The sequence below is a fragment of the Limnohabitans sp. genome (genome assembly GCF_031539105.1).
GTDB lineage: Bacteria > Pseudomonadota > Gammaproteobacteria > Burkholderiales > Burkholderiaceae_C > Limnohabitans.
On record NZ_JAVKLM010000032.1, the window covers coordinates 21585 to 45595 of the forward strand.

Annotated in this window: 21 protein-coding genes and 3 tRNA genes; 14 read left to right on the plus strand and 10 right to left on the minus strand. The window is 53.0% G+C overall.

Annotation, left to right across the window (positions count from 1 at the left end):
- Positions 1–49: 49 nt before the first annotated feature.
- The 4 genes from RMR24_RS08465 to RMR24_RS08480 are packed head-to-tail and all read right to left on the minus strand — an operon-like array spanning position 50 to position 5137.
- Positions 50–2269 carry a CHASE2 domain-containing protein gene (locus RMR24_RS08465; protein ID WP_310614641.1) on the minus strand — a complete coding sequence of 740 codons (2220 nt, stop codon included), beginning with the start codon at positions 2267–2269 and terminating at the stop codon, positions 50–52.
- Positions 2266–3591, minus strand: a complete 1326-nt coding sequence (locus RMR24_RS08470; RefSeq protein ID WP_310614642.1) for a FecR domain-containing protein — start codon at positions 3589–3591, stop codon at positions 2266–2268. Before RMR24_RS08470 ends, RMR24_RS08465 begins: the two co-directional genes overlap by 4 nt.
- The gene (locus RMR24_RS08475; protein ID WP_310614643.1) at positions 3584–4291 is read right to left on the minus strand and encodes a response regulator transcription factor; all 708 of its coding nucleotides are present in this window, start codon (positions 4289–4291) and stop codon (positions 3584–3586) included. The genes RMR24_RS08470 and RMR24_RS08475 overlap by 8 nt, the downstream gene beginning before the upstream one ends.
- Before the next feature lie 9 nt (positions 4292–4300).
- Positions 4301–5137, minus strand: coding sequence for a shikimate dehydrogenase (locus RMR24_RS08480; protein ID WP_310614644.1), 837 nt, complete (start codon positions 5135–5137; stop codon positions 4301–4303).
- A 194-nt stretch (positions 5138–5331) separates the two neighbouring features.
- On the opposite strand from RMR24_RS08480, the gene RMR24_RS08485 reads away from it, so the two are divergent.
- Genes RMR24_RS08485 through RMR24_RS08500 form a run of 4 tightly spaced genes read left to right on the plus strand, consistent with a single transcriptional unit; the run spans position 5332 to position 7986 of the window.
- Entirely contained in the window at positions 5332–5703 is a 372-nt protein-coding gene (locus tag RMR24_RS08485; RefSeq protein ID WP_310614645.1) for a polymer-forming cytoskeletal protein, read from the plus strand.
- Between the two features lie 15 nt (positions 5704–5718).
- A complete protein-coding gene (locus RMR24_RS08490) occupies positions 5719–6759 on the plus strand; it encodes a M23 family metallopeptidase (protein ID WP_310614646.1) in 1041 nt (346 codons plus the stop codon).
- Positions 6728–7231 (plus strand): polymer-forming cytoskeletal protein, encoded by a 504-nt coding sequence (locus RMR24_RS08495; RefSeq protein ID WP_310614647.1) that lies wholly within the window; start codon positions 6728–6730, stop codon positions 7229–7231. Before RMR24_RS08490 ends, RMR24_RS08495 begins: the two co-directional genes overlap by 32 nt.
- A 26-nt stretch (positions 7232–7257) precedes the next feature.
- Complete coding sequence (locus RMR24_RS08500; protein ID WP_405023328.1) at positions 7258–7986, plus strand: hypothetical protein; 729 nt, start codon at positions 7258–7260, stop codon at positions 7984–7986.
- A 69-nt stretch (positions 7987–8055) separates the two neighbouring features.
- On the opposite strand, the gene hemH is transcribed toward RMR24_RS08500, so the two are convergent.
- Positions 8056–9153, minus strand: a complete 1098-nt coding sequence (gene hemH, locus RMR24_RS08505; protein ID WP_310614648.1) for a ferrochelatase — start codon at positions 9151–9153, stop codon at positions 8056–8058.
- 20 nt (positions 9154–9173) lie between these two features.
- Between hemH and RMR24_RS08510 the strand changes: the two genes are divergently transcribed.
- Complete coding sequence (locus RMR24_RS08510) at positions 9174–9869, plus strand: HAD-IA family hydrolase (RefSeq protein ID WP_310614649.1); 696 nt, start codon at positions 9174–9176, stop codon at positions 9867–9869.
- On the opposite strand, the gene hpnE is transcribed toward RMR24_RS08510, so the two are convergent.
- Genes hpnE through RMR24_RS08525 form a run of 3 tightly spaced genes read right to left on the minus strand, consistent with a single transcriptional unit; the run spans position 9822 to position 12779 of the window.
- A complete protein-coding gene (hpnE, locus tag RMR24_RS08515; RefSeq protein WP_310614650.1) occupies positions 9822–11096 on the minus strand; it encodes a hydroxysqualene dehydroxylase HpnE in 1275 nt (424 codons plus the stop codon). The genes RMR24_RS08510 and hpnE overlap by 48 nt on opposite strands.
- A gap of 17 nt (positions 11097–11113) precedes the next feature.
- Positions 11114–11953 carry a presqualene diphosphate synthase HpnD gene (hpnD, locus tag RMR24_RS08520; RefSeq protein WP_310614651.1) on the minus strand — a complete coding sequence of 280 codons (840 nt, stop codon included), beginning with the start codon at positions 11951–11953 and terminating at the stop codon, positions 11114–11116.
- 46 nt (positions 11954–11999) lie between these two features.
- Entirely contained in the window at positions 12000–12779 is a 780-nt protein-coding gene (locus tag RMR24_RS08525; RefSeq protein WP_310614652.1) for a squalene/phytoene synthase family protein, read from the minus strand.
- Positions 12780–12873: 94 nt separating this feature from the next.
- Between RMR24_RS08525 and RMR24_RS08530 the strand changes: the two genes are divergently transcribed.
- The 9 genes from RMR24_RS08530 (at position 12874) to RMR24_RS08570 (ending at position 23257) form a co-directional block, all read left to right on the plus strand.
- Positions 12874–13962 carry an efflux RND transporter periplasmic adaptor subunit gene (locus tag RMR24_RS08530; protein WP_310614653.1) on the plus strand — a complete coding sequence of 363 codons (1089 nt, stop codon included), beginning with the start codon at positions 12874–12876 and terminating at the stop codon, positions 13960–13962.
- A gap of 7 nt (positions 13963–13969) precedes the next feature.
- Complete coding sequence (locus RMR24_RS08535; protein WP_310614654.1) at positions 13970–17089, plus strand: efflux RND transporter permease subunit; 3120 nt, start codon at positions 13970–13972, stop codon at positions 17087–17089.
- Positions 17090–17142: 53 nt separating this feature from the next.
- A tRNA-Leu gene (locus tag RMR24_RS08540) sits at positions 17143–17229 on the plus strand.
- A gap of 60 nt (positions 17230–17289) precedes the next feature.
- A complete protein-coding gene (gene tig, locus RMR24_RS08545) occupies positions 17290–18603 on the plus strand; it encodes a trigger factor (protein WP_310614655.1) in 1314 nt (437 codons plus the stop codon).
- 20 nt (positions 18604–18623) lie between these two features.
- The gene (clpP, locus tag RMR24_RS08550; protein WP_310614656.1) at positions 18624–19232 is read left to right on the plus strand and encodes an ATP-dependent Clp endopeptidase proteolytic subunit ClpP; all 609 of its coding nucleotides are present in this window, start codon (positions 18624–18626) and stop codon (positions 19230–19232) included.
- A gap of 28 nt (positions 19233–19260) precedes the next feature.
- Entirely contained in the window at positions 19261–20526 is a 1266-nt protein-coding gene (gene clpX, locus RMR24_RS08555) for an ATP-dependent Clp protease ATP-binding subunit ClpX (RefSeq protein WP_310614657.1), read from the plus strand.
- Between the two features lie 57 nt (positions 20527–20583).
- Positions 20584–23001: an endopeptidase La gene (lon, locus tag RMR24_RS08560; RefSeq protein ID WP_310614658.1), complete on the plus strand. Its 2418-nt coding sequence runs from the start codon at positions 20584–20586 to the stop codon at positions 22999–23001.
- 57 nt (positions 23002–23058) lie between these two features.
- Positions 23059–23134: transfer RNA gene (locus RMR24_RS08565), tRNA-Gly, on the plus strand.
- Positions 23135–23183: 49 nt separating this feature from the next.
- A tRNA-Cys gene (locus RMR24_RS08570) sits at positions 23184–23257 on the plus strand.
- A gap of 55 nt (positions 23258–23312) precedes the next feature.
- Here the strand turns inward: RMR24_RS08570 and RMR24_RS08575 are convergent.
- Positions 23313–23714 (minus strand): hypothetical protein, encoded by a 402-nt coding sequence (locus RMR24_RS08575; protein WP_310614659.1) that lies wholly within the window; start codon positions 23712–23714, stop codon positions 23313–23315.
- Positions 23711–24007 carry a DUF1330 domain-containing protein gene (locus tag RMR24_RS08580; RefSeq protein ID WP_310614660.1) on the minus strand — a complete coding sequence of 99 codons (297 nt, stop codon included), beginning with the start codon at positions 24005–24007 and terminating at the stop codon, positions 23711–23713. Before RMR24_RS08580 ends, RMR24_RS08575 begins: the two co-directional genes overlap by 4 nt.
- Positions 24008–24011: the final 4 nt, after the last annotated feature.

The following is a 24011-nucleotide window of genomic DNA, read 5'->3' on the forward strand; positions in this document are numbered from 1 at the left end:
CTAAAAAGCTATTTTATTTTAATTGAACTTGACAAATCTCTGCACAGGGTCATTCAGATGAGTTTGTGATCTCGCAGGGCAGTGTGATCGTGACCGTTGCAATCCCATGTGTTGGAATTGTGCGTTCGATGGTGCCATGGTGTTTTTGAATCACGTTGTCCACAAAGTCTAGGCCCAAACCAAAGCCTGGCATCGATGGTATGAGGTGTGAAGAGTTTTGCGCATCTGCCACTTGATTGGATATGGAGATAGCAACTCGTGCAGAGTCTTTTTCAGTGCGCTCGCTGCAAGTGGTTTTTATTTTGATGCTAGTTTGGGGCGCGGAAAATTTAACGGCATTAAAGACTAGGTTGATCAATGCACGCACTAACAGTCGTGTGTTGGCCGTCACAAAGACGGTTGATGCATCGCTGTGGTCTTGGAGCGTAATGTCTTTGGCTTTAGCTAAGTCTGCAACTTCTTCTAATGTGTCATTGATTAGATTGTCCAGAAGCACTTGCTGAACCGTATATTGGGACGCTTCAGCTGAGATGGTGAGGATGAAGTCATCCATCATATTGAGCAAGGCTCTCGCATGATGCGTGATTTTTTTCTCAACGTCATCAGCCGCATTCATGGCTCGGTTTGTGAGCGACAAAATAGATGCGATCGGTGTACGCATGTCATGCGATAAAAATTGCAATGCACGGTCGCGTTGTGTTTGTGATTGTCTTAACTCAGAGATATCCATCAAGATAATCAACCGAATGTTGCTTTCGTTAGGGGAGTTGAGTTTTGTAGCTTTGAGTATGAAGTCACGTCGGCCCATGCTTGTGTTGAGTTGCAATACGCTTTGAGTCGAAGCGCTTGCATCTATTTTTTCTAGATGTGTGACGGGGATGTTCAGATGCTTTGCAAACTCTGCCAAGCCGCTGCCTACTTGGAAGGCGTGTGCCGTGAAAAGTTGCCTTATTTTTTGGTTGCAAAGTAAAAGCTGATCTTGTGCGTCGTATATCAACACAGAGTCAGGCATCTCATCCACGATGACAGATAAAAAATCTAGCTCAGATCGTGCCGTTGCAACTGCATGATCAAGGATGTTTGCATATTGCAAAACCACTTCGCGTGACGGCTTCACATGTTGTGCTGCGCGATTGCTTGGTTGAAATTGTTGCAAGTCAGCAGCTTTGTCTTGTACGAAGTGAACAATGGCTTCTAATCTTCGCCAGGCCCAAAGTGGTTGAAGCACGATGGCAATGATGAGAAATGGAATTGGATCTATCCAATAGTCCCAAAACATCAGCAAACCGTAACTGGCAAGAATGCCGCCAAGCATCATGGCGACAGCAAGTAGTAATACATATCTTGGGGATAGTCTTAGCAAGCTATTGAGCATGATCAGCAACGGCATCAGCGTTGCTGCAAATATGACCCAAGGAGGTGCCTCATTGATTAATGCGTTATTCAAAGAGGCATTCAATGCGCTGGCCAAAATAGCGACGCCTGGTGTGCTCGCACTGTTTCTACCAGAGTAAAGCGTTGGGTATCGATCTCCTAGGCTAGGTGCTGTCACACCCACCAAAACGTATTTGTCTTTTAATAGCGTCCGAGTGGCACTGCTATTGATTGCGTCGGCAAGTGAAACCACGGGAAACCCCACCCGCGGATCAACCATGCGAAAACGGCGATAGTTTTTGTCTTCGCCGGTGAAGACACCAGATTGCTCGTTCGAATCCTGCATAGCGAGTGCAAAATGCGGCCAGCCTTGCTCGTGGGTGCGAAAGCCACGTATCACGCCATCTGTGTCGAAAGAAAGATTGATGTGTGCCAGTGTGGCTGCTTCAGAGATAGGTGCCACGGGGGGCGTGGCTTCTAGCAAGGTTGGATCGTCTTCTTGAACCTTAAAAGCCAGCGGCAGCACGCTTTTTTGTTGCTTCAATTGACGCGCCAGCGTTGCATCATCTTCTGTCGGATCAAAGAACAGTAAATCAAATCCGATCACTTTTGGGCGGCAGCAGGCCTCATTCAGTTGTTCAAGGAGTTGGCTGTATCGATGGCGTCGAATGGGCCATCCGCCAAGTTCTTGGATGGATCGGTCATCAATGGCGACGATCACAATATTTTGCGTTGCTTGAAATCCTTGCCAACGCATCAGGTGGTCGTACAGAACATTCCCAACTGGGCGCGCTAAGTCTGCAAAGGTTAGCAGTGCCAGAAGAGAGAGGGCGACGGCAGTCGTTACCAGCCATTCACGACGTAACCGTTGCTTTCGTTGGGTGTGGTTATTCAAGGCGTAACTGCTGTGAGCGCAATTAAGTCAAACGAGCCCGATTGCTTGGTGATCGTCGAGTTGGCGCTAGGCTGCGAAGTGCCATAACTCATGTCCCATTTGTACTGGCCTGAAGGTAGTCCATCGATGGTGAATTGCCCATTTCGTGCTTGCAGTTTTTGTGTTGATACCAACTCTTGGATGCCCCCTTGCGAGTGCCGAATCAGTGAAAATTTAATCATGACGTTTTCACTCATTGGGGCATCAAAAACGGCGCTGCATCGGCCTGCTTTGACTTCTGGTTGACTCGTACAAAAACCATATTGGCGCGGCTCTCCAACAAGACCAGCTTTTGAGACCGCCGTAAATTGATAAAAGGTGACAGATGAGGTTAGATTGGATGTCGTTATTTCTGGTGTGCGCATGATCTGAGATTCATGCGACCCCAAAAAATTGGCACTTTTTGCGCTGATTGCCGCGTAGTGTTTGGCTTGCGAGTTACCGATTAATTTGATGTTGTAAGCGGCGAGGGTGCTGTTGGCAGGTTCTGCTTGTTCAAAGGCAGGCGCAGATAACAGTTGCTCAATTGGCAACGCCTTACCAGAACTGTCGAACGGCACGCCTTGTCCTTTTTTAACAGCGCTAGATTTGGTGTCGCTCATGCCCATTGCCTGTACAACGCCACCTAAGACTTCGACCTGTCCTGCTTGCTCCGTTGGGTCGTAGCCAACCCGGAATTCAGTTCCTCTAACGCCTGTCATGGACAGTGGGGTGCGAACTTCGAAGGGCGTGGCTTGTGCGCGCCTTTTATAGACTTCGAGTTCGACTCTTCCTTTGACTAAATCCAGTCGAACTTCAGGACTTGATTCAAGCGCGTTTTTTCTCAGGGTCGCGATTTTCATGGCTGCACTTGAAGGAAGTCGAATCACAGAGCCGTCTTCTAGCAGCATAGCGATGTGGCATTCGGCTGGAATGTCAATGATGGCACCCTCCGTTAACACGCTACCCACTGACATGGGCTGGGGAGGCGTACCTGCAGCTATTGTTCTTGCGCATGACAGGCTGATGATGGTTGCCTGAGATGGCCTTTGTTTTACGGATAGGCGCGGTATTTTGAGAAAGTCGCCCGTTGGTAAAACATCAATACTACGCAGATGGTTTAGATGACGAATCGCTTGAAGATCAGTTGGTTGTTTTAGATATTTTCTAGATAATTGACTCAGCGTGTCGCCTGCTTGAATTTTGTAAACAATAAGGGCGTCTTCAGGCTTGTTGTCATTGAGTTGTGCAAAGCTTGTGCCGCTGAGCAGCATGGTGAATAAAAGCCCCCAAGTCTTACGCATCGTTGTGTTCTCCAACAGCCATGAGCCGGTACCCAAAGCCGTAAATGGGTTTAAGCCTCAAGTTTTTTGATGTCGCAGCTAAGTCTAGTTTTTTGCGTAGCCAAGATACGTGAACATCCAATGAGCGTGAGAGTGCATCACCTTCTCCGCCCCAAACCTCTTGCATGAGTCGATCTCTCGAAACTGCGCGTTCGTGATTTTCAAAAAGAAACAAAGCGAGCTTGAATTCTTTCTCAGACAAATTGACCTCTGTCGTCGCAAATTTGACAGAGTTATCGAGCTTGTTGAATGTGTAGCCCAACAAGTTTCGGGTTGTGTCTTGGTCGTTTCGGTCTGGATAGGTTCTGCGCAACAGTGCAGCAATTCGCGCTAAAAATTCTTGTGGGCGAACGGGCTTCGTGCAGTAATCATCAGCGCCTGCATTGAGTGCCTCTGTGATGTCTTGCTCATCTGTTTTACTGGTTAGAAATAAGACGGGTTCTTTGAGTCCGCGCACTTGGCGAATGTGCTTCAGCACCTCAAATCCCGACAGGCGCGGTACTCGCCAGTCCAGCACAAAAAGGTCAATTGTGTCGCGTCCAATGGCTTTCACCATGTCCGCCCCATTGTTGAAAACGCTGGTTGTATGACCCGCTTTTTCAAGAATTTCGCACACATATTGCGCCAACTGTGGCTCGTCTTCCAATAATCCAATGTACATATTTTGAGGCTAGAGTGTGGCGATGATTGTTTGTCGCAGTTCGGGAGTGACTTCTGGCATCACACCAAACCAGGCATGGAAAGCAGGGCGCGCTTGATGTAGCAGCATGCCAAGTCCATTGACGGTCGAATTCCCGCGTTTGCGAGCCTGGGCCAACAGCGGTGTTTCAAGCGGAACATAAATGGCGTCGGATACAAGTGCTGACGTCGGCAATTGCGCCAAGTTGATTTCAAGTGCTTCTTGACCGTGCATGCCTAAGCTCGTTGTATTGACCAATAGAGCGCAGCCACTCAGTGCCTCATGACGTTCCCGCCATTCATATGTGGTGATTCGGGAGCCAAACTCTTGTGCCAGCGCTTCGGCTTTGTCTCTTGTTCTGTTGAGTATTCGGATTTCTTCGGCTCCAGCGTCCAGCAAGCTGACAACGATGGCCCGCGCTGCACCGCCTGCGCCAAGAATCACAACTGGCCCGGCGTTAGCCTGCCAAGATGGTTGGGCTTCATGCAAACTTTGGATGTAACCAAATCCATCATTGTTAAATCCATGTAACGCGCCGTCAGCTTGCACCACGATGGTGTTAATAGCCCCCATTCGTTGCGCAAGGGGATCGATCCAGTCCATGTGGCGCATGGCAGCAACTTTGTGTGGAATTGTGATGTTGCAACCCGCAAGTCCTAAGGCCTTTAGGCCTTGGATTGCCATTTCTAAGTTGTTTATCTCAACAGGGAATTGTCCATAGGCGCCACACAGGTTGTATTGTTGGATCCAATGGTTATGAATTGCAGGGGAGCGAGAATGCGCAATGGGCCAACCAATGACTCCCGCCATGATGTATTTCTTGTTCATGATGCATATGTGAAAGGGTTCCTCTATGGTATCTAAAGCATGAGGCGCTTTTCAGTGATAGTGTTAGGAAGCACATTCAAAAAATACGCTAAGTGGTTGCATTAAATGATTTTTTTCTACAAATAAACAACATAAAAAAGCTAGAAATGTAGTTTTTGATAGTTTGTTTGTTAAAATTTAGAGAAGGAGTCCATATGTCTAATCAATCTGATTCGCTCGAAAGTGTTGTCATCGGTGACGGCGTTGTCGTCAAAGGTACGTTCACAGTTCCATCAAAAGCTATTATTAATGGCGTTATTGAGGGTGATTTAACTGCAGAAGAGGTGTTGATCGGCCCAACTGGCAAGATTACTGGACGCGTTTCTGCCAAGGTGATCGATGTGCGTGGTCAGCTCCACAACACCATCATTTCTGAAAAGAGCCTGATCGTTCGCTCAACTGGCAAGATTGCCGGCAAAGTTCAATACTCTGAAATCGAGATTGAAAAAGGCGGCGAAATTGAGGGCACATTGAGCCAAGACGCCAATGGCCCAGTCGTGAACATGGGCGGTACTTCCGCAGCTTAATTGCCTCACAAAGCCATGTTGCCACGCGTCTTGTCTGCTGTTCGTCAACTGCCTGGGCTTGTTTCCAGTGGGTGGACACGTCAGTACGACGATGCGCGAGTCATTCTTGAGCAAAACGGCGATCTTCACTACCTCAATATCAGCGCGCGGGTGCAACGCATTTTGGTGCGTGGCGGTATTTTGGCTACAGGTGCGATGCTGGTGGCGATCTGCGTTTTGCTGGCAACAAGTATCAGCTTGATGTTGAGTCGTTCAAAGCTTGAGCGTTCTCACGAAGAGGTCTACCGAGCTTTGTTGAGCAGCGCCTCCGATGTAGAGGGCGGTGATCAGCTAAGCATGAGTGATGAACAAATGGTCGCTTTGGCTCAAACAATTCGTGACCGTGATATGAGTATTCGACGCTTTGTCGATACCTCCATGGTGGCTGTTTCGCAAGAGAACGTGACAATGAAGTCGCAGCTTGAATCCTCAGGCTTGACTGAAAAGATCGTCAAAATCATTCAACAAAATGCGGCTAACGGTGGTTTTAACTTAGAGGACGATGTCAAAAGCAATCCTTTGCTGCGTGGCAAAGTTGCTGATGAGTTGTCGACCAACCGCGGCCTGCGCGAAGTTTTGTATGCGCTGCCTAGCGTAATGCCGATACCCAACTACAGTGTGACTTCCGACTTCGGCGTTCGCCGTCATCCCATCTCTGGCCAAACACACTTTCATACGGGTTTGGACATGCTGAGTCAAACGGGTGATGAGAAAGTTCATCCTGTGAAGCCTGGTGTGGTCGTGTTGGCGCAGTTTCATACGCAATACGGCAACACGGTGGTGATTCGCCATACCAATGGCGTAGAGTCTCTTTATGCACATTTGGCAAACATTGAAGTGAAGTTGGGTGATAAGGTCACTAACGAATCTGTGTTGGGCAACATTGGAAGCACAGGTTCTTCGTCAACAGGTAAGCACCTGCATTTGGAAATTTTGATTGGTGGATACCCAGTCAACCCACAAAAAGTTATACGGACGGCACAATATGTTCAACAAATCCAAAACCAACAACGTTAATCAACCTCAAGTTGGCGACACTTCGTCTGACATCGAAGACATGGGCGCAGAGGAAGAAGTTGAACTGAATGAGATCGCGGCTCAACCCGTGTCCGTTGCCCCCACACCTACACCAACACCAACTCAGCGAAACAGCATGATGGACATGATCACTACAGCCGCTACAAAACCTTCTATCTTGAGCGAGGGTTTTTCTTTCCGTGGCGAAATTGCAGCCAAAGGTGCGATCCACGTCGAAGGCGCTTTGAATGGCCAAATTCAAGTTGATGAGCTCACCATTGGTGCTCGCGGTCAAGTTGAAGGCGTGGTTACTTGCACCAGCTTGCACATCAAGGGTAAGTTCTCAGGCACTGCGACATGCAACGAGTTGATCGTGACATCTTCAGCGTCAGTGGATGGTCATGTGGTTTACCAAACCTTGTCTGTCCAAAAAGGTGCTTCTATCAAGGGCGAACTCCTGTTGGTCAAGTAAGTTTTTACGACTAAAGCAAGCATCGTTTGCCAATGAGCCAAGACGACATCTTTATCAATGGCGAGTTGTTGCGCCTGCGTCGCGAAGCTCGCGGTTGGGCGCTGAACGACATGGCCACGCGTGCTTGTATGTCTGTGAAGCAAATTCGACAGCTTGAAGAAGGCGGTATCAGTTGCTTTTACAGCGTTGCTGTGAAAGCGACCTCTGCAAAAAAAGTAGGCGCCTTGTTGGGTTTGTCCCCCGAAGAGATATTTGCTCAAGAAATTGAATCTACACCTGAGCCAGAAACTGCTGATGTTGAAATGGCAGCTATCGAAGTAGAGGCGGCTTCTTCCGACAGTCCGTTGATTGAGGCACAGTCTGTTGCACCAGAGGATGCTCCGGCTGAGGCTGACTCTGCCGTGACAGATGCACCTGTTGTACCCGCACCTGCTGTTGAAGTGCCTAAATCAAAGGCCTCGCTATGGGTGATTGCTGCTTTGTTTGTTGCTGCATTGGCTGTTGCCGCTTATATGCAGCCCCAAGACGTGCCAGTCGTTGAAGCTGCACCACCCCTGCAAACTTTGCCCACCGATGTGGCAGACCCTGCCAGCGCTGCTGATCTTTCTGCATCCTCAGCCGAGGTTGTGACTGTGCCAGCATCTGCCACTGCCACTGCCGTTCCAGTGGCCAGCGGTGCAGCCGCAGCGATGTGGCGTCCCTCTGGCTCCAGCATGGCAACACCAGCCTCGTCTAGCGCGAGCAAAGCGCCCTGAGCGAAATGCCTTAAGCCAACTGTCTCAGTTACTCAATTTAAAAAGCCGCTAGTAAGCGGCTTTTGTTTTTTAGTTTTTTGCGTTTAACGCCAAGGCTTCAGCTCGACTTTGGGCAAGTTGCTGCTGGTCGGCTGCATGCATAGGCCAGCCCCCCATGTGTGACTGGCAAAGTTCATGCATGCCTGCCACCCACTTGGCACTGTCGTTCAAGCAAGGGATGTAATGGAATGTTTCACCACCTGCGTGCAAATAAGCCTCTTGCGCTTCTTGCGAAATTTCTTCCAAGGTTTCTAGGCAATCGCTGGTGAAACCAGGACAAATCAAATCGACCCGCTTCACGCCCTGCTGCGCCAAAGCGATGAGGGTGGGCTCGGTGTAGGGCTCAAGCCACTTGGCTTTGCCAAAGCGAGATTGGAATGTCACCATATATTGCGCTTTGCTGAGGCCCAAAGCTTCACCAAGCAAGCGCGCAGTTTTATAGCACTCGCAGTGGTAGGGGTCGCCCAAGTGCAGTGTGCGTTCCGGCACGCCATGAAAGCTCATCACCAAACGCTCAGGCTGGCCGTGCTCAGCCCAGTGCGAGCGCACGCGCTCGGCCAACGCTTGAATGTAGGCAGGATGGTCGTGGTAGTGGTTGATGAAGCGAAACTCTGGCAATACACGGCTGCGTAAGCCCCATTGGTAAACGGCATCAAACACGCTGGCCGTGGTGGTGCCTGAGTATTGGGGGTAGGCGGGCAGTATCAATACGCGCGTGAAGCCTTCGGCTTTCAGGGCATCCAATTGGCTGGGCATCGACGGGTTGCCATAACGCATGGCATAGCGCACGGTCACAGCTTCACCCTTTGCATTGAAAGCTTCTTGCAACGCCAATGCTTGTTTGCTCGTCCATATTTTTAGTGGTGAGCCTTCATCGGTCCAAATGGTGGCGTACTTTGCCGCCGACTTGGAAGGGCGCACCCGCAAGATGATGCCGTGCAAGATGGCCATCCACACCAAACGTGGAATTTCGACCACACGGTGGTCACCCAAAAACTCGGCAAGGTAGCGGCGCACAGCAGGGGCTGTGGGCGCGTCGGGTGTGCCTAAGTTGCACAGCAACACAGCCGTGCGTGGAGTTTGCCCGTGGGCAAAGGGCGGTTCGGGATTGAAGGCAGGTTTAAACATGTGCGATATTCTCGCTCAGCATGCTGAACCTTTCCAAAATCCAAGCCATAACATTAGATCTTGACGACACTTTGTGGCCTGTCTGGCCCACCATCGCCCAAGCGGAGGTAGTTTTACAAGATTGGCTTAGTCTGCATGCCCCGCAAACGGCATTGCTGTGCAGTGACGGCGAGCAGAAAAAACGCATCCGTGCCGAAGTAAATCAGCGCCATGCTGACAAAGCGCATGACCTGAGTTTTTTACGCCACGAGTCCATCCGTCAGAGTTTGCTGCGTGCGGGCAACTCGCCGCATTTGGCCGATGAAGCGTTTGAGGTGTTTTTCGCAGCGCGCCAAAACGTCACCTTGTATGACGGTGTGCAGCAAGCGCTTGAACGTTTGGCAGCGCGTTACCCGCTCGTGGGTCTGTCAAATGGCAATGCCGATGTATTTCGTACGGCAGCTGGTCCGTATTTCAAAGCCTCGTTGAGTGCTCGCCAATTTGGCGTGGCCAAGCCTGATGTGCGTATTTTTCATGCGGCTGCAGCGCAGTTGAATGTGTCTGCCGATGCGGTTTTGCATTTGGGCGACGACGCGCACACCGATGTAATTGGCGCCATGAATGCCGGCATGCAAACCGCGTGGGTCAATACACAAGCCCAAGAGTGGACATATGACGTCGCACAGCCTTTAACGGTGCGTCACTTGGCTGAGTTGTGTGATCACTTGCTGGCCTGAGCGCACAGCCCCTTCAAGGGTGGACGGGTAGGGTCCACGGATGTAGTCGCCGCAGGCCCATAGGCCATCTGCTACAAAAGATGCAGGTCTGTCGAGCATGGGTGTGCAAGCAAGGGTGGCGCGTTTTTCGACGATGGTTTGCACCACCTCAACGTTCAACAGTTCAAGCTGCTCGCAGACTTGGGCGTGTACTTGTTCGGTCACGTCATCGCGCTCAGCGGTGCATGCGCTGACCACAGCAGCCAGCAGACCGTGCTGTGTAGACAACGCGCCTTTGTCAAACACAAATTGAGCGGGCGATTTTGCGTCGCTGTGCAAGGCCACCATGGGGCGAGTCAGGCCTTTGAACAAGTCATCTTTGCAATGCAAGTACACCGTGGCTATGGCTGTGAAGGGCAGCTCGGCACAGAGGGTGGACCACACGGGTGCAATGTCAGCTGTGAGACGTGCCGCTTCCCAAGGTGGGCAAGCGAGCAGCACGGCGTTATCTGGTGTGGCGTCTTGATGCATTGCTTTCAGCTGCGCGGTAGTGGTCCGCGTGCCTAAATGAATCTCTGCGCCATTTGCCCACAGCCATTGCAAACACGCCTCAGGTAGCAGTGCACCCAAATCCACGCGAGGCACCAGCAGGTCAGAGCTTCCCGCGCCACCCAGCAACGCGTCGTGCAGGACGCGCAAAAATACCGCAGCACTTGCATCCTGCAAAGGTGTGTTGAGTGCAGACAGGCATAAAGGTTCGATGAGTTCGTTCATCACACGGCGGCTCAGACCTGAGGCATCGCACAGCTGCGCCACAGTCCAAGTCATGTCGCATTCAAACTCAGCGCGTTGCCAACCCCATGCAGCTAGGGTGAGGCTGACTTTGTCTTTCAAGGTCCAGCCTTGTGCGCGGCTTAATCCTGCCAACAGATTAAGTGGTGAGGGCCAATTCGGCAGGCTCAAGCCTTGGCCATTTGCGAAACGTAAATCGAGGGGGATGCGTTGCAGCAGCACCTCTGGGTTCAAACCCACGGTGCGCATGAGCGTCAATGTGTCGCGGTAAGCGCCAATCAAAATGTGCTGGCCATTGTCTAAAGGCTTGCCCGCAAAGCTTTGTGGCAAGCTGCGTGCGCGGCCTCCGGCGATGTGGGCAGCTTCATACAACTGCACACGCCAGCCCGCTTGGGTAGCAGCTACGGCGGCAGCCAAACCCGCCCAGCCTGCGCCCACGATGGTCAGTTGTTTCATGCCTCTGTTCGTGAAGCTTAGAAGCGACCTAGCGCTTGCATCTTCCAAGCGAGCCAGAGTTTGTGCAGCGGGGTGAGTGCCACGCGTTGGCTGAGCACAGGGAACTTTTTAGCCTCTATTTCACGCAGCAAGGTGCGGTAAATGCTGGCCATCATCAAGCCTGGCTTTTGGTGTTTCCAGTCGTTGGCAGGCAGCAGAGCCAAGGCTTCGTCATACAAAGCATGTGCACGCGCAGCTTGGAACTGCATGAGCGCTTGAAAACGGTCAGAGTCCAAGCGGTTCAAAATTTCGTGGGCCTTCACATCAAATTGCTGTAGCTCATTCACGGGCAAGTAAATGCGACCACGCAAAGCATCTTCGCCCACATCGCGAATGATGTTGGTGAGCTGAAACGCTTGGCCCAGTTTGTGGGCATACCCGGTGGTGCTTGCCTCGGTTTGGCCAAAAATCTTGGCCGACACTTCGCCCACCACGCCCGCCACCAAATGGCAATAGCGGGTGAGGTTGGGGTAGTCGAGGTAGCGGGTTTGCGTCAGGTCCATCTCGCATCCCTCAATCACCGATTGCAAAGACGCTTCTTCAATGCCGAACTCGGCCACCAAAGGCATCAGCGCTTGTGTGACGGGATGGTTGGGCTTGCCGGCAAAAGCTTGGTGGACTTCGTTGTGCCACCAGGCCAGTTTGGTGGCGGCCACGCCTGGGTCGGTGACCTCGTCCACCACATCGTCCACCTCACGGCAAAAGGCGTAAAACGCAGTGATGGCCGCGCGGCGCTGTGGCGGTAAAAAGAGGAAGGCGTAATAAAAACTGCTGCCCGAGGCAGACGCTTTTTGCTGAACGTAGTCTTGAGGTGTCATGTATGCCTGATTATCGGACACGAGGGTGTTGGCTTAGGTGCCCGATTCACATGCGAATGCAGCGCCATGCCATGCGAACAAAGTCTGATTTTTTCAGCGTGGGCCGTGCGAGTTGCCTGTGGTCGGCGGTTTCATCTCGTGCATCTAATTTGTCCAAGATGCGCAAGCCGCCTTGCACCATCGCACGCAGTTCCCAGCCAGCGCGTCCTTTGACGCGTCGCGCCAGTGGAGCGCCTTGCATCATCAGCTTGCGTGCAAAGCGCAGCTCTTGCGCAAGTGTGTGGCCTTGGGGTAAGTAGTCGCGGCCACGGCGCAAGTCTTCAGCCCGGTCTTGCCAAAAATTGATGAGCTGCAAGGCGGTGCAAATGGCATCGCTTTGCGCAAGCGACGTTGCATCAGCCACGCCATACAAATGCAGCATCAAGCGGCCCACGGGGCTGGCGGAGCGGCGGCAGTAGTCCAGCAGCTCGGCATGGTTGCGATAGCCTTGGCCCACGCTGGTGTAAACCACGTCTTGCTCAAACGCATCGAGCAAATCGAACAGTGGTTGAGCTGGTAATTGGTATTGCGCTATGGCGAGTTGCAGCGCGCCAAATACTTTTGGCCAGCGAACACTCGTTGCTCCTGAGTTGTCAAGGCAGTTTTGCAAGTCTGCGCGGTATTCGCCCAAAGCATCGAGGCGGTGGTGTGCGGGGTCGTTCCCTTCATCGGCCAAATCATCGGCCGTGCGGGCAAAGTGGTACAGCGCTGCGACGGCGGGACGCAAAGGTGCAGGGCATAGCCAAGATGCGACGGGGAAGTTTTCGTAGTGGTCGATGCTTGACATAAGGGGATAGATTGTCGCTCGCCCTTGTTAACGCAAGGTGAATTGAGATCAGCTACATTACTAACCAACTAGTCATTAATAAAGTCAATACTTTATGTTGTATCAAAATCTGCTTTCGCGACGCTTTTCAATCGTGTTTTTAATAGCGCTCGCTTTGACCGCTTGCGGCAAGGGGCAGGCGCCACAAGAGCCTGTTCGCGCGGTCAAAATTCTGACGGTGGGCGCATCCAGTGCGATCTCAGATTTAGAGTTTTCTGGCGAGGTGCGCGCCCGCATCGAATCCAGCCTTGGCTTTCGCGTGGCGGGCAAGCTGCTCAGCCGCCCCGCAGAAATTGGTCAGCGCGTGAAAGCTGGCCAGCTCTTGGCGCAAATGGACCCGCAAGACTACCGCGCCACCGCCGATGCCGCCGAGGCGCAATTGGTTGCGGCTCAGACCAACCGTGATGTGGCTGGCGCTGACTTCAAGCGCTACCAAGATTTGCATGCGCAAGGCTTCATCAGTGTGGCTGAGTTGCAGCGCCGTGAGGCCGCCTACATTTCGGCTCAAGCCCAATGGAAACAAGCCCAAGCGCAAAACTCCGTGCAAGGTAACCAGTCGGCTTACACCCGTTTGTTGGCCGATGGTGCGGGTATCGTGACTTCGGTTGACGCCAGTGCGGGCCAAGTGGTGGCCGCGGGTCAGGCCGTGGTGCGCTTGTCCTTGGACGGCCCACGCGATGTGGTGTTCTCTGTGCCCGAAGACAAACTAGGCCTGTTGAAAACAGGCGACAAAGTGAAGGTGCGTCAATGGGTGGACGGCCAAGTGCTAGAAGCCGTGGTGCGCGATGTGTCGGCCAGTGCCGACTCGGTCACACGCACTTTTGTGGCCAAAGCCGCATTGCCTAAAGATGCCAGCCCTGTATTGGGCTCTACCGTGACGGTGAACTTGAGCCTTGACAAAGCTGTCGCCAAAAGCATCAAGTTGCCTACCAGCGCATTGCGCTTAGAGGCCGGTGCTACCTCTGTGTGGGTGCTTGACCCGAACACTATGACTGTGAAGGCGCAAGCCATTGAGGTCAACACCGCCGAGGGCAACGACGCTGTGGTGACGTCGGGTCTGCAAAACGGCGATCAAGTGGTCTTGTCGGGCGTGCATGTGTTGACCGCTGGCCAAAAAGTGTCGGTGTTTGGTGCCGCGAAGTGAGTTGAGCATGGACGACAAATTCAACTTATCCAAATGGGCCATTGACCATCCGGCTTTGACCCGGTACTTGATGATTGTGCTCATGGTCTTGGGCGTGGCTGCGTATTTCCAGCTTGGCCAAGATGAAGACCCCCCATTCACCTTCAGGGCCATGGTGGTGCGCACGTATTGGCCGGGTGCCACTGCTCAGCAGGTGGCAGAACAAGTCACCGACAAAATTGAGCGCACGCTCCAAGAAGTGCCCTATGCCGACAAGATTCGCAGCTACTCCAAGCCCGGTGAATCGCAAATTATTTTTCAAATCAAAGACTCGTCCAAACCCACCGATGTGCCCAATGTTTGGTACTCGGTGCGCAAAAAGATTGGCGACATCCGCTACACCTTACCGCCCGGCGTGCAAGGCCCATTTTTCAACGATGACTTTGGTGATGTGTATGGCGTGATTTACGCGCTCGATGCGCCAGGCTTCAACCCTGCCGAAGTTAAAAAGTTTGCTGACGACGTGCGTCAACAACTGTTGCGCGTGAACGACGTGGCCAAGGTCGAGCAGTTTGGTGTGCAAGACGAAAAAATCTTCATCGAAATCCCACAAAAGCGCTTGGCGCAATTGGGCTTGGATGTAGGCGCTGTGCTGGCGCAACTGAGCCAAGAAAACGCCGTCGAAAATGCAGGTACTGTGCAAGCCCCGCTCGATGTGCTGCAAGTGCGCATTGGCGGGCAGTTTGAAACCGAAGCGCAGTTGCGTGCCATGCCCATTCGTGGCAGCTCTGGTCAGCAGACCAAGCTGGGCGACATTGCCACCGTCACTCGCGGCTATGTGGATCCTGCAACCGTGAAGGTGCACCACCAAGGTAAACCTGTGATTGCCTTAGGCGTGTCCATGGCCAAGGGCGGCGACATCATCACCTTGGGTAAGGCCTTGCAAGTGGCCACCACGCGCATCGAAAAAACACTGCCTGCGGGCGTGAGTTTGCTCAAAGTGCAAGACCAACCCAAGGCAGTACAAAAGTCAGTGGGCGAGTTTGTGAGCGTGCTGATTGAGGCTGTGCTGATTGTGTTGGCCGTCAGTTTCGTGGCTTTGGGTTTGCACAAAGGCGGGCGGTACGGCTGGTATGTGGACATGCGTCCAGGTTGGGTCGTCGCCATCACGATTCCGCTGGTCTTGGCCATGACGTTTTTGGCCATGAACTACTTGGGCATTGGCCTGCACAAAATTTCGCTGGGCTCACTCATCATTGCGCTGGGTCTGTTGGTGGATGACGCCATCATTGCGGTGGAGATGATGGTGCGCAAAATGGAAGAGGGCTACGACCGTGTGCGAGCCGCGACCTTTGCGTATGAAGTTACCGCCATGCCCATGTTGACGGGCACGCTCATTACCGCCGCAGGCTTCTTGCCCATTGGCATGGCCAAGTCGACCGTGGGCGAGTACACCTACGCTATCTTTGCGGTGACGGTGATCGCGTTGGTGCTGAGCTGGTGGGTGTCGGTGTACTTTGTGCCTTATTTGGGCACGCTGCTGTTAAAGGTCAAGCCGCATGGCGAAAACGGCGGCGAGCACGAAATCTTCGATGGCCCTTTCTATCGCCACTTTCGCACGGCAGTGACGTGGTGTGTGGAATACCGCTGGAAAGCCATTGGCATCACTATCCTCATTTTTGTGCTCGGCATTGTGGGCATGGGCCGTGTGCAACAGCAGTTCTTCCCGGACTCGAGCCGTCCTGAAATTTTGGTTGATTTGTGGTTCCCAGAAGGCACCGCCTTCAAAGCCAACGAAGCTGTGGCTCAGGCGGTTGAGCAGCGTTTGCTCAAAGAGCAGGGCGTGCAAAGCGTGAGCACTTGGATTGGCTCTGGTGTGCCACGTTTTTACTTGCCACTGGACCAAGTGTTTCCCCAAGCCAACGTCTCGCAAATCATTGTGATTCCCGAGAGCTTGGAGCGCCGCGAGTCCTTGCGTTTGGCTTTGCCAGCAATCCTGGCGCAAGAGTTTCCAGAAGCCCGTGCACGTGTGAAGCTTCTGCCCAATGGTCCGCCTGTGCCATATCCCGTGCAGTTTCGCGTGGTGGGTCCTGACCCCAAAGTGTTGCGCCAGCGTGCCGACGAGGTAAAAGCGCAAATGCGTACCAGCGAGAACACACGCGGCGTGAACGACAACTGGAACGAATCCATCAAAGTGGTGCGCTTAGAGGTAGACCAAGCCAAGGCACGATCTTTGGGTGTGACCAGCCAATCCATCGCCCAAGCGGTGCGCACCTTGCTGGTGGGCTCGACGGTGGAGCAGTTCCGTGAGGACAACAAGCTGATCGACATCGTGTTACGCCAACCATTGAACGAGCGCGATGCGATCAGCGACTTGGCCAGCGCCTACATACCAACGGCATCGGGTCGCATGATTCCAGCCACGCAAATTGTGAAACCTGTGTTCACTTGGGAGCCCGGTGTGATGTGGCGCGAAGGGCGTGAGTACGCCATCACGGTGCAGTGCGACATCATCGAGGGCTTGCAAGGTGCCACCGTCACGCAGCAGCTGTTACCCGAGTTGAAAAAGATCGAAGCCAAATGGCAAGAAACCGACACGCAGCCCTACCGCATTGAAGTGGCGGGCGCGGTGGAAGAGAGCTCCAAAGGCTCCAGTTCCATCTCGGCGGGCATGCCTGTGATGTTGTTCATCACCTTCACCTTGCTGATGTTGCAGCTGCACAGCTTCAGCCGCGCTTTGCTGGTGTTCCTCACTGGCCCGTTAGGTTTGGCGGGTGTGGCTGGCGCTTTGTTGGCACTTAACCGACCTTTTGGCTTCGTGGCTTTGTTGGGTGTGATTGCCCTGATGGGCATGATCCAGCGTAACTCGGTCATCTTGATTGATCAAATTGAGCAAGACCGTGCCAATGGCGTGCCGGCTTGGGAGGCGATTGTGGAGTCGGCTGTGCGCCGCTTGCGTCCGATTGTGCTAACAGCTGCGGCTGCCGTGTTGGCCATGATTCCGCTCACGCGCAGCGTGTTTTGGGGGCCCATGGCCGTCGCCATCATGGGTGGCCTGATTGTGGCCACCGTCTTGACGCTTCTTGCCTTGCCTGCTATGTATGCAGCGTGGTTTAAGGTCGAAAAGCCGTCTAAAATGTCAAGCTGACCGATTTCAAGCGGGTGGTCTTTTCAGGACCACCCGTTGTTATTTAGAAACCCGCGCGGGTGGCGAAATTGGTAGACGCACCAGGTTTAGGTCCTGACGTCCGCAAGGATGTGCGGGTTCGAGTCCCGCCCCGCGCACCACTTGATTGATAGCAAGCGGCCAAAAGGCCGCTGCTGACCATGCCAAATTAGGAGAAATACATGGCTGTGACCGTTGAAACTTTGGAAAAACTGGAACGCAAAATCACTTTGTCGTTGCCTGTGGATGTCATCACCAAGGAAGTGGACGTGCGTTTGAAGCGCGTGGCACGCCAAGTCAAGATTGACGGTTTCCGCCCAGGCAAAGTGCCAATGAACATCGTGGCCCAACGCTACGGTTACTCCACCCAATTCGAAGTGATGAATGACAAAGTGGGCGAAGCTTTCCAATTGGCAACCAATGAAGCAAAGTTGCGTGTGGCCGGTCAACCTAGCATCACGGAAAAAGAAGGCGCTCCAGAAGGCCAAATGCAATTCGATGCCATCTTCGAGGTGTACCCAGAAGTGACGTTTGCCGACATGGCTGCTGTGGAAGTGGAAACCGTGTCTGCCGAAGTGACAGACGCTGCCATCGACAAAACCATCGACATCTTGCGTAAGCAACGCCGCACCTTTGCCCAACGTGGTTTGGACGGTGCAGCTCAAGACAACGACCGCGTGACCATCGACTTCGAAGGCAAGATCGACGGCGAACCCTTCCAAGGCGGCAAAGCCGAAGACTTCCAGTTCTTGCTCGGCGAAGGCCAAATGCTCAAAGAATTTGAAGATGCGGTGCGCGGCATGAAGTCTGGCGAAAGCAAAACTTTCCCACTGAGCTTCCCCGCCGACTACCACGGCAAAGAAGTTGCTGGCAAGCAGTCTGATTTCTTGGTGACTCTGAAGAAAGTCGAAGCCGCTCACTTGCCAGAAGTGACCGACGAATTGGCCAAGTCATTGGGTGTGGCTGAAGCCACCGTGGCTGGTTTGCGCGCTGACATCAAGAAAAACTTGGAACGCGAAGTGAAGTTCCGTTTGCTGGGCCGCAACAAGCAAGCCGCTTTGGACGCTGTGGCGACTAAGGCCGAGCTCGACTTGCCAAAAGCCAGCGTGCAAGCTGAACTCGACCGCATGATCGAAGGCGCTCGCGCTGACCTCAAGCAACGCGGCATCAAAGACGCTGACAAGGCACCAATTCCTGACGACATCTTCCGTCCACAAGCTGAAAAGCGCGTGCGCATGGGCTTGGTGGTTGCCGATTTGGTTCGTGCCAACAACTTGCAAGCCACGGCTGAACAAATCAAAGCCCACATCGAAGAGTTGGCCTCTAGCTACGAGAAGCCAGCCGACGTGGTGCGTTGGTATTACGGTGACATGAGCCGTTTGGGCGAAGTTGAAGCCATCGTCATTGAAAACAACGTGACTGACTTCATCTTGTCTAAAGCCAAGGTCAACGCCAAAGCGATTTCATTCGACGAATTGATGGGTCAGCAAGGCTGATCCACGCACAAGGAAACAACATGAGCGCACTGGATACACAAGCTTTGGGCATGGTCCCCATGGTCATTGAGCAGTCGGGCCGCGGCGAGCGGTCTTACGACATCTATTCACGTTTGCTCAAAGAGCGCGTGATCTTCTTGGTGGGCGAGGTCAACGACCAAACCGCCAACTTGGTGGTGGCTCAGTTGTTGTTCCTTGAGAGTGAGAACCCTGATAAGGACATCTCGCTGTACATCAACTCTCCTGGTGGCTCGGTGAGCGCTGGCATGTCGGTGTTCGACACCATGAACTTCATCAAGCCCCATGTGTCCACGCTGTGCATCGGCATGGCTGCCAGCATGGGAGCCTTCTTGTTGGCCGCAGGCGAGAAGGGCAAACGTTTCTCGTTGCCCAACTCCAAGGTCATGATTCACCAGCCTTTGGGCGGGACACGTGGCCAAGCCACTGAGATCGAAATTCACGCACGCGAGATTTTGAAAACCCGCGAGCAATTGAACAAGATCTTGGCTGAGCGCACAGGCCAGCCTTTGGAAAAAATCCAACGCGACACCGAGCGTGATTACTACTTGAGCGCCGACGAGTCCAAAGAATATGGTTTGATTGACCAAGTGATCAGCAAGCGCGCCTAAAAGCCACACACCTCACATAAGCACTTACATGGTTGATAAAAAAAGCGCTTCTGGCGAAAAAACGCTGTACTGCACCTTTTGCGGTAAGAGCCAGCACGAAGTCAAAAAACTCATCGCGGGCCCCTCGGTCTTCATTTGCGACGAGTGCATTGACTTGTGTAATGAAATCATCCGTGATGAGTTGCCGGGCTTAGAGGCGGCCAAAGAAAAAGGCAGCGACCTGCCCACGCCCGCAGAAATCAAAGCCAACCTCGACAACTATGTGATTGGCCAAGAGTTGGCCAAGCGCACGTTGGCGGTGGCGGTGTACAACCATTACAAGCGTTTGAAGCACAAAGAGTCGTCCAAAAAAGACGACGTTGAGCTGACCAAAAGCAACATCTTGCTGATCGGCCCCACAGGCTCGGGCAAAACCTTGTTGGCGCAAACCTTGGCGCGCATGTTGAATGTGCCTTTTGTCATGGCCGATGCCACCACCTTGACCGAAGCCGGTTATGTGGGCGAAGACGTTGAGAACATCATTCAAAAGTTGTTGCAAACCTGCGATTACGACGTGGAACGTGCTCAGCGCGGCATCGTGTACATCGACGAAATCGATAAGATTTCTCGCAAGTCTGACAACCCCTCCATCACGCGTGATGTGTCGGGTGAGGGCGTGCAACAAGCGCTGTTGAAGCTGATCGAAGGCACGATGGCCAGCATCCCTCCTCAAGGTGGCCGCAAGCATCCCAACCAAGACTTCTTGCAAATCGATACGACCAACATCTTGTTCATTTGCGGCGGCGCGTTTGCAGGGCTTGAAAAAGTCATCGAAAACCGCACCGAAGCTTCGGGCATTGGCTTTGGCGCCACGGTCAAGAGCAAAGAGTCACGCAGCCTGACCGAAGTGTTTGGCGAAGTGGAGCCACAAGACATCATCAAGTTTGGCTTGATTCCCGAGTTGGTGGGGCGCATGCCCGTGATCGCTGCCTTGGCTGAGTTGACCGAAGACGCCTTGGTGCAAATCTTGACCGAGCCAAAGAATGCATTGGTCAAGCAATACAGCAAGCTGTTGGCCATGGAAGGCGCTGAGCTGGAAATTCGCCCTGCCGCGCTGCGTGCCATTGCCAAGAAGGCTTTGGCGCGTAAAACCGGTGCGCGTGGTTTACGCTCTATCCTTGAACAATCACTGATCGACACCATGTATGAGTTACCCAATTCATCCAATGTCGAAAAGGTGGTGGTCGAAGAGGCCACCATCGACGAGAACAAGCCACCTTTGTTGGTGTACCGAGAAGCTGCCAAGAAAGCTTAAAGATTCATCTCGGGGACGGTGCCTAGCACGCGTCCCTTTTTTACAGGAAGGCTGACCATGTCTGGACAACCCCCGCTGCCCGCTACCCCTCTTGAACTGCCACTATTGCCTTTGCGTGACGTGGTGGTGTTTCCGCACATGGTCATCCCCTTGTTTGTGGGCCGACCTAAGAGCATCAAAGCCCTTGAAGCTGCTATGGCTGCAGAGCGCCGCATCATGTTGGTGGCGCAAAAAGCTGCAGCCAAAGATGAGCCCTCTGTGGCTGACATGTTTGAAGTGGGTTGTGTATCTACCATTTTGCAAATGCTCAAGCTGCCTGATGGCACCGTCAAGGTGTTGGTCGAAGGTCAGCAACGAGCCAAGGTGGATGGCATTGAAGATGGTGAATCACACTTCACCGCGCACGTCACGCCCATCGAAGTGCAGCCTGCTGAGACTGGCAGCGAAGTTGAGGCTTTGCGTCGCGCGGTGATGCAGCAGTTTGACCAATACGTCAAACTGAATAAAAAGATTCCACCAGAAATCTTGACCTCTATTTCCAGCATCGACGATGCAGGTCGCTTGGCTGACACCATTGCCGCGCACTTGCCGCTGAAGCTCGAAAGCAAGCAAGTCGTGCTCGATTTGTCGCCCGTGCGCGAGCGCTTGTCCAACTTGTTTGAGCAGATTGAACGCGAAGTTGAAATCCTCAACGTTGACAAAAAAATCCGTGGCCGCGTCAAGCGCCAAATGGAGAAAAACCAACGCGACTTCTACTTGAACGAACAGGTCAAAGCCATCCAGAAAGAACTGGGTGAAGGCGAAGAGGGCGCTGACATTGAAGAGATCGAGAAAAAGATCAAAGCCGCCCGCATGCCGCAAGAAGCACGCAAGAAGGCCGAGTCTGAGTTGAAGAAGCTCAAGCTCATGTCCCCCATGTCTGCCGAAGCCACCGTGGTGCGCAACTTCCTCGACGTGTTGGTGGGCTTGCCTTGGAACAAGAAAACCAAAATCAAGCACGACCTTGGTAATGCCGAAGACGTGCTGAACGAAGACCATTACGGCCTCGACAAAGTCAAAGACCGCATCTTGGAATACCTTGCTGTGCAACAGCGCGTGGACAAGGTCAAGGCGCCCATTCTTTGTTTGGTTGGGCCCCCTGGAGTGGGTAAAACCTCGCTGGGTCAGTCCATCGCCAAAGCCACAGGCCGCAAGTACGTGCGCATGGCATTGGGCGGTATGCGCGACGAGGCCGAAATTCGCGGCCACCGCCGCACCTACATTGGCGCAATGCCAGGCAAGGTGCTGCAAAGCTTGACCAAGGTTGGCACGCGCAACCCTTTGTTCTTGCTGGACGAAATCGACAAGCTAGGCATGGACTCGCGTGGCGATCCATCAAGCGCTTTGTTAGAGGTGCTAGACCCCGAACAAAACAACAAGTTTGCAGACCACTATGTGGAAGTTGATTACGACTTGAGCGACGTGATGTTTGTGGCAACTTCTAACTCGATGAACATCCCGCCAGCGCTGCTCGACCGCATGGAAGTCATTCGTTTGTCGGGCTACACCGAAGACGAAAAAACGCACATCGCCATCAAATATTTGCTGCCTAAGCAAATGAAAAACAATGGTGTGAAAGACGAAGAGCTGTCGGTGGATGAAACCGCCGTGCGCGATATCGTGCGCTACTACACCCGTGAAGCTGGCGTGCGTTCGCTAGAGCGCGAAATGTCCAAGATCTGCCGCAAGGTGGTCAAGGCTTTGTTGCTCAAGCAAATGACGCCGCAAGTCAAAGTGACTGCAGACAACTTGCCTGACTTCTTAGGCGTGCGCAAGTACACCTATGGTCGTGCGGAGGCTGACAACCAAGTGGGCCAAGTCGTTGGTTTGGCATGGACCGAAGTGGGCGGTGATTTGCTGACTATTGAGGCTGCCATCATGATTGGCAAGGGCACCATCACGCGCACGGGTTCTCTGGGCGATGTGATGAAAGAATCTGTCGAAGCTGCACGCACGGTGGTGCGCAGCCGTGCACGTCGCTTGGGCATCTCGGAAGAGCTGCTGGAGAAGCGTGACATCCACATTCACGTGCCAGACGGCGCAACACCTAAAGACGGCCCAAGTGCAGGCGCAGCCATGACCACTGCTTTGGTTTCGGCCCTCACAGGTATTCCCGTGCGTGCTGACGTGGCCATGACAGGTGAGATCACCTTGCGTGGTGAAGTCACAGCCATTGGCGGCTTGAAAGAGAAGCTGTTGGCGGCATTGCGCGGTGGCATCAAGACCGTGTTGATTCCCGAAGAAAACGTGAAAGACTTGCAAGAAATTCCGGAAAACGTGAAGAACGGTTTGGAAATTGTGCCGGTGCGTTGGATCGACAAAGTGCTTGAAATTGCGCTCGAAAAAATGCCAACCCCTTTGCCCGATGAAGTGCCTGCTGTTGCTGCCGCACCTGTGGTGGACGCAGTAGTTAAAACTGAAGCTGTGAAGCATTGAGATTTTTCTAGTGCACGCCTAAACAGGGCGAAAAATGCACTAGAATATGCGTCTTACGCGGGAATAGCTCAGTTGGTAGAGCGCAACCTTGCCAAGGTTGAGGTCGCGAGTTCGAATCTCGTTTCCCGCTCCAAATTCGATCAGGGAAGCACACCATGCTTCCCTTTTTCGTCAAAGTGAATGGCGCGATAGCAAAGCGGTTATGCACCGGATTGCAAATCCGTTTAGCCCAGTTCGACTCTGGGTCGCGCCTCCAAACAAAAAGCCGTTACTGTTCGCAGTAACGGCTTTTTTATTGTTTTTGAATCGAGTTAATTGACTTCTTGCTTAAGAAGCACACTCGCGCGATACAAGAAAACTGCCAATAAATTCAAGAGCAGAGCCGTCAACGCAAAGTTTCGGTACCACTGAGTTTCATTGCTTGCTTTTTCTAGCTTGAGCAAAGTCATCGCCTGTTCTGTGTGCTCATGAATGTGCGAGCCTTGGTCACAAACTTGATGCGTAGCGTCATAAGGGTTGGCTTTGGTCGCTGCAATTTTCTCGCAGTTATCCAAAAGCTTGTCAGTGCTCAGGTGCAGTGTTTGTTCTTTCTCAAACATGTCGTTGAGGCTGGCCAGTTTGCTGTTGTAGCGCCAGTTGGCGATCAGCGTTGCTGGTAGCAAGCTCACGACGAAGATCGCAATGGCGATCTTTTGAACGCGTGTGAGCGTCATGCGTCGTAGCCATCTACTAACGCCAGTGAGCCCGTGGAGTTGGCTGTTCGGTGCTGGATGATGGCTTGATACGCTTCGCTGTGGTACCACGCTTGGGCTACCTCACGGCTTGGAAACTCAATCACCACGTTGCGTTCGCCTTGGGCCTGACCTTCTAGCTGCGCGGCATGTCCTCCGCGCACCAAATATTTGCCACCAAAGGCGGCAATGGTTTGCGGTACTTGGGTTGAATACACCGCATAGGCTTGAGGGTTGGTGACGGTGATCTGTCCAACCAGATAGGCTTTACTCATACGA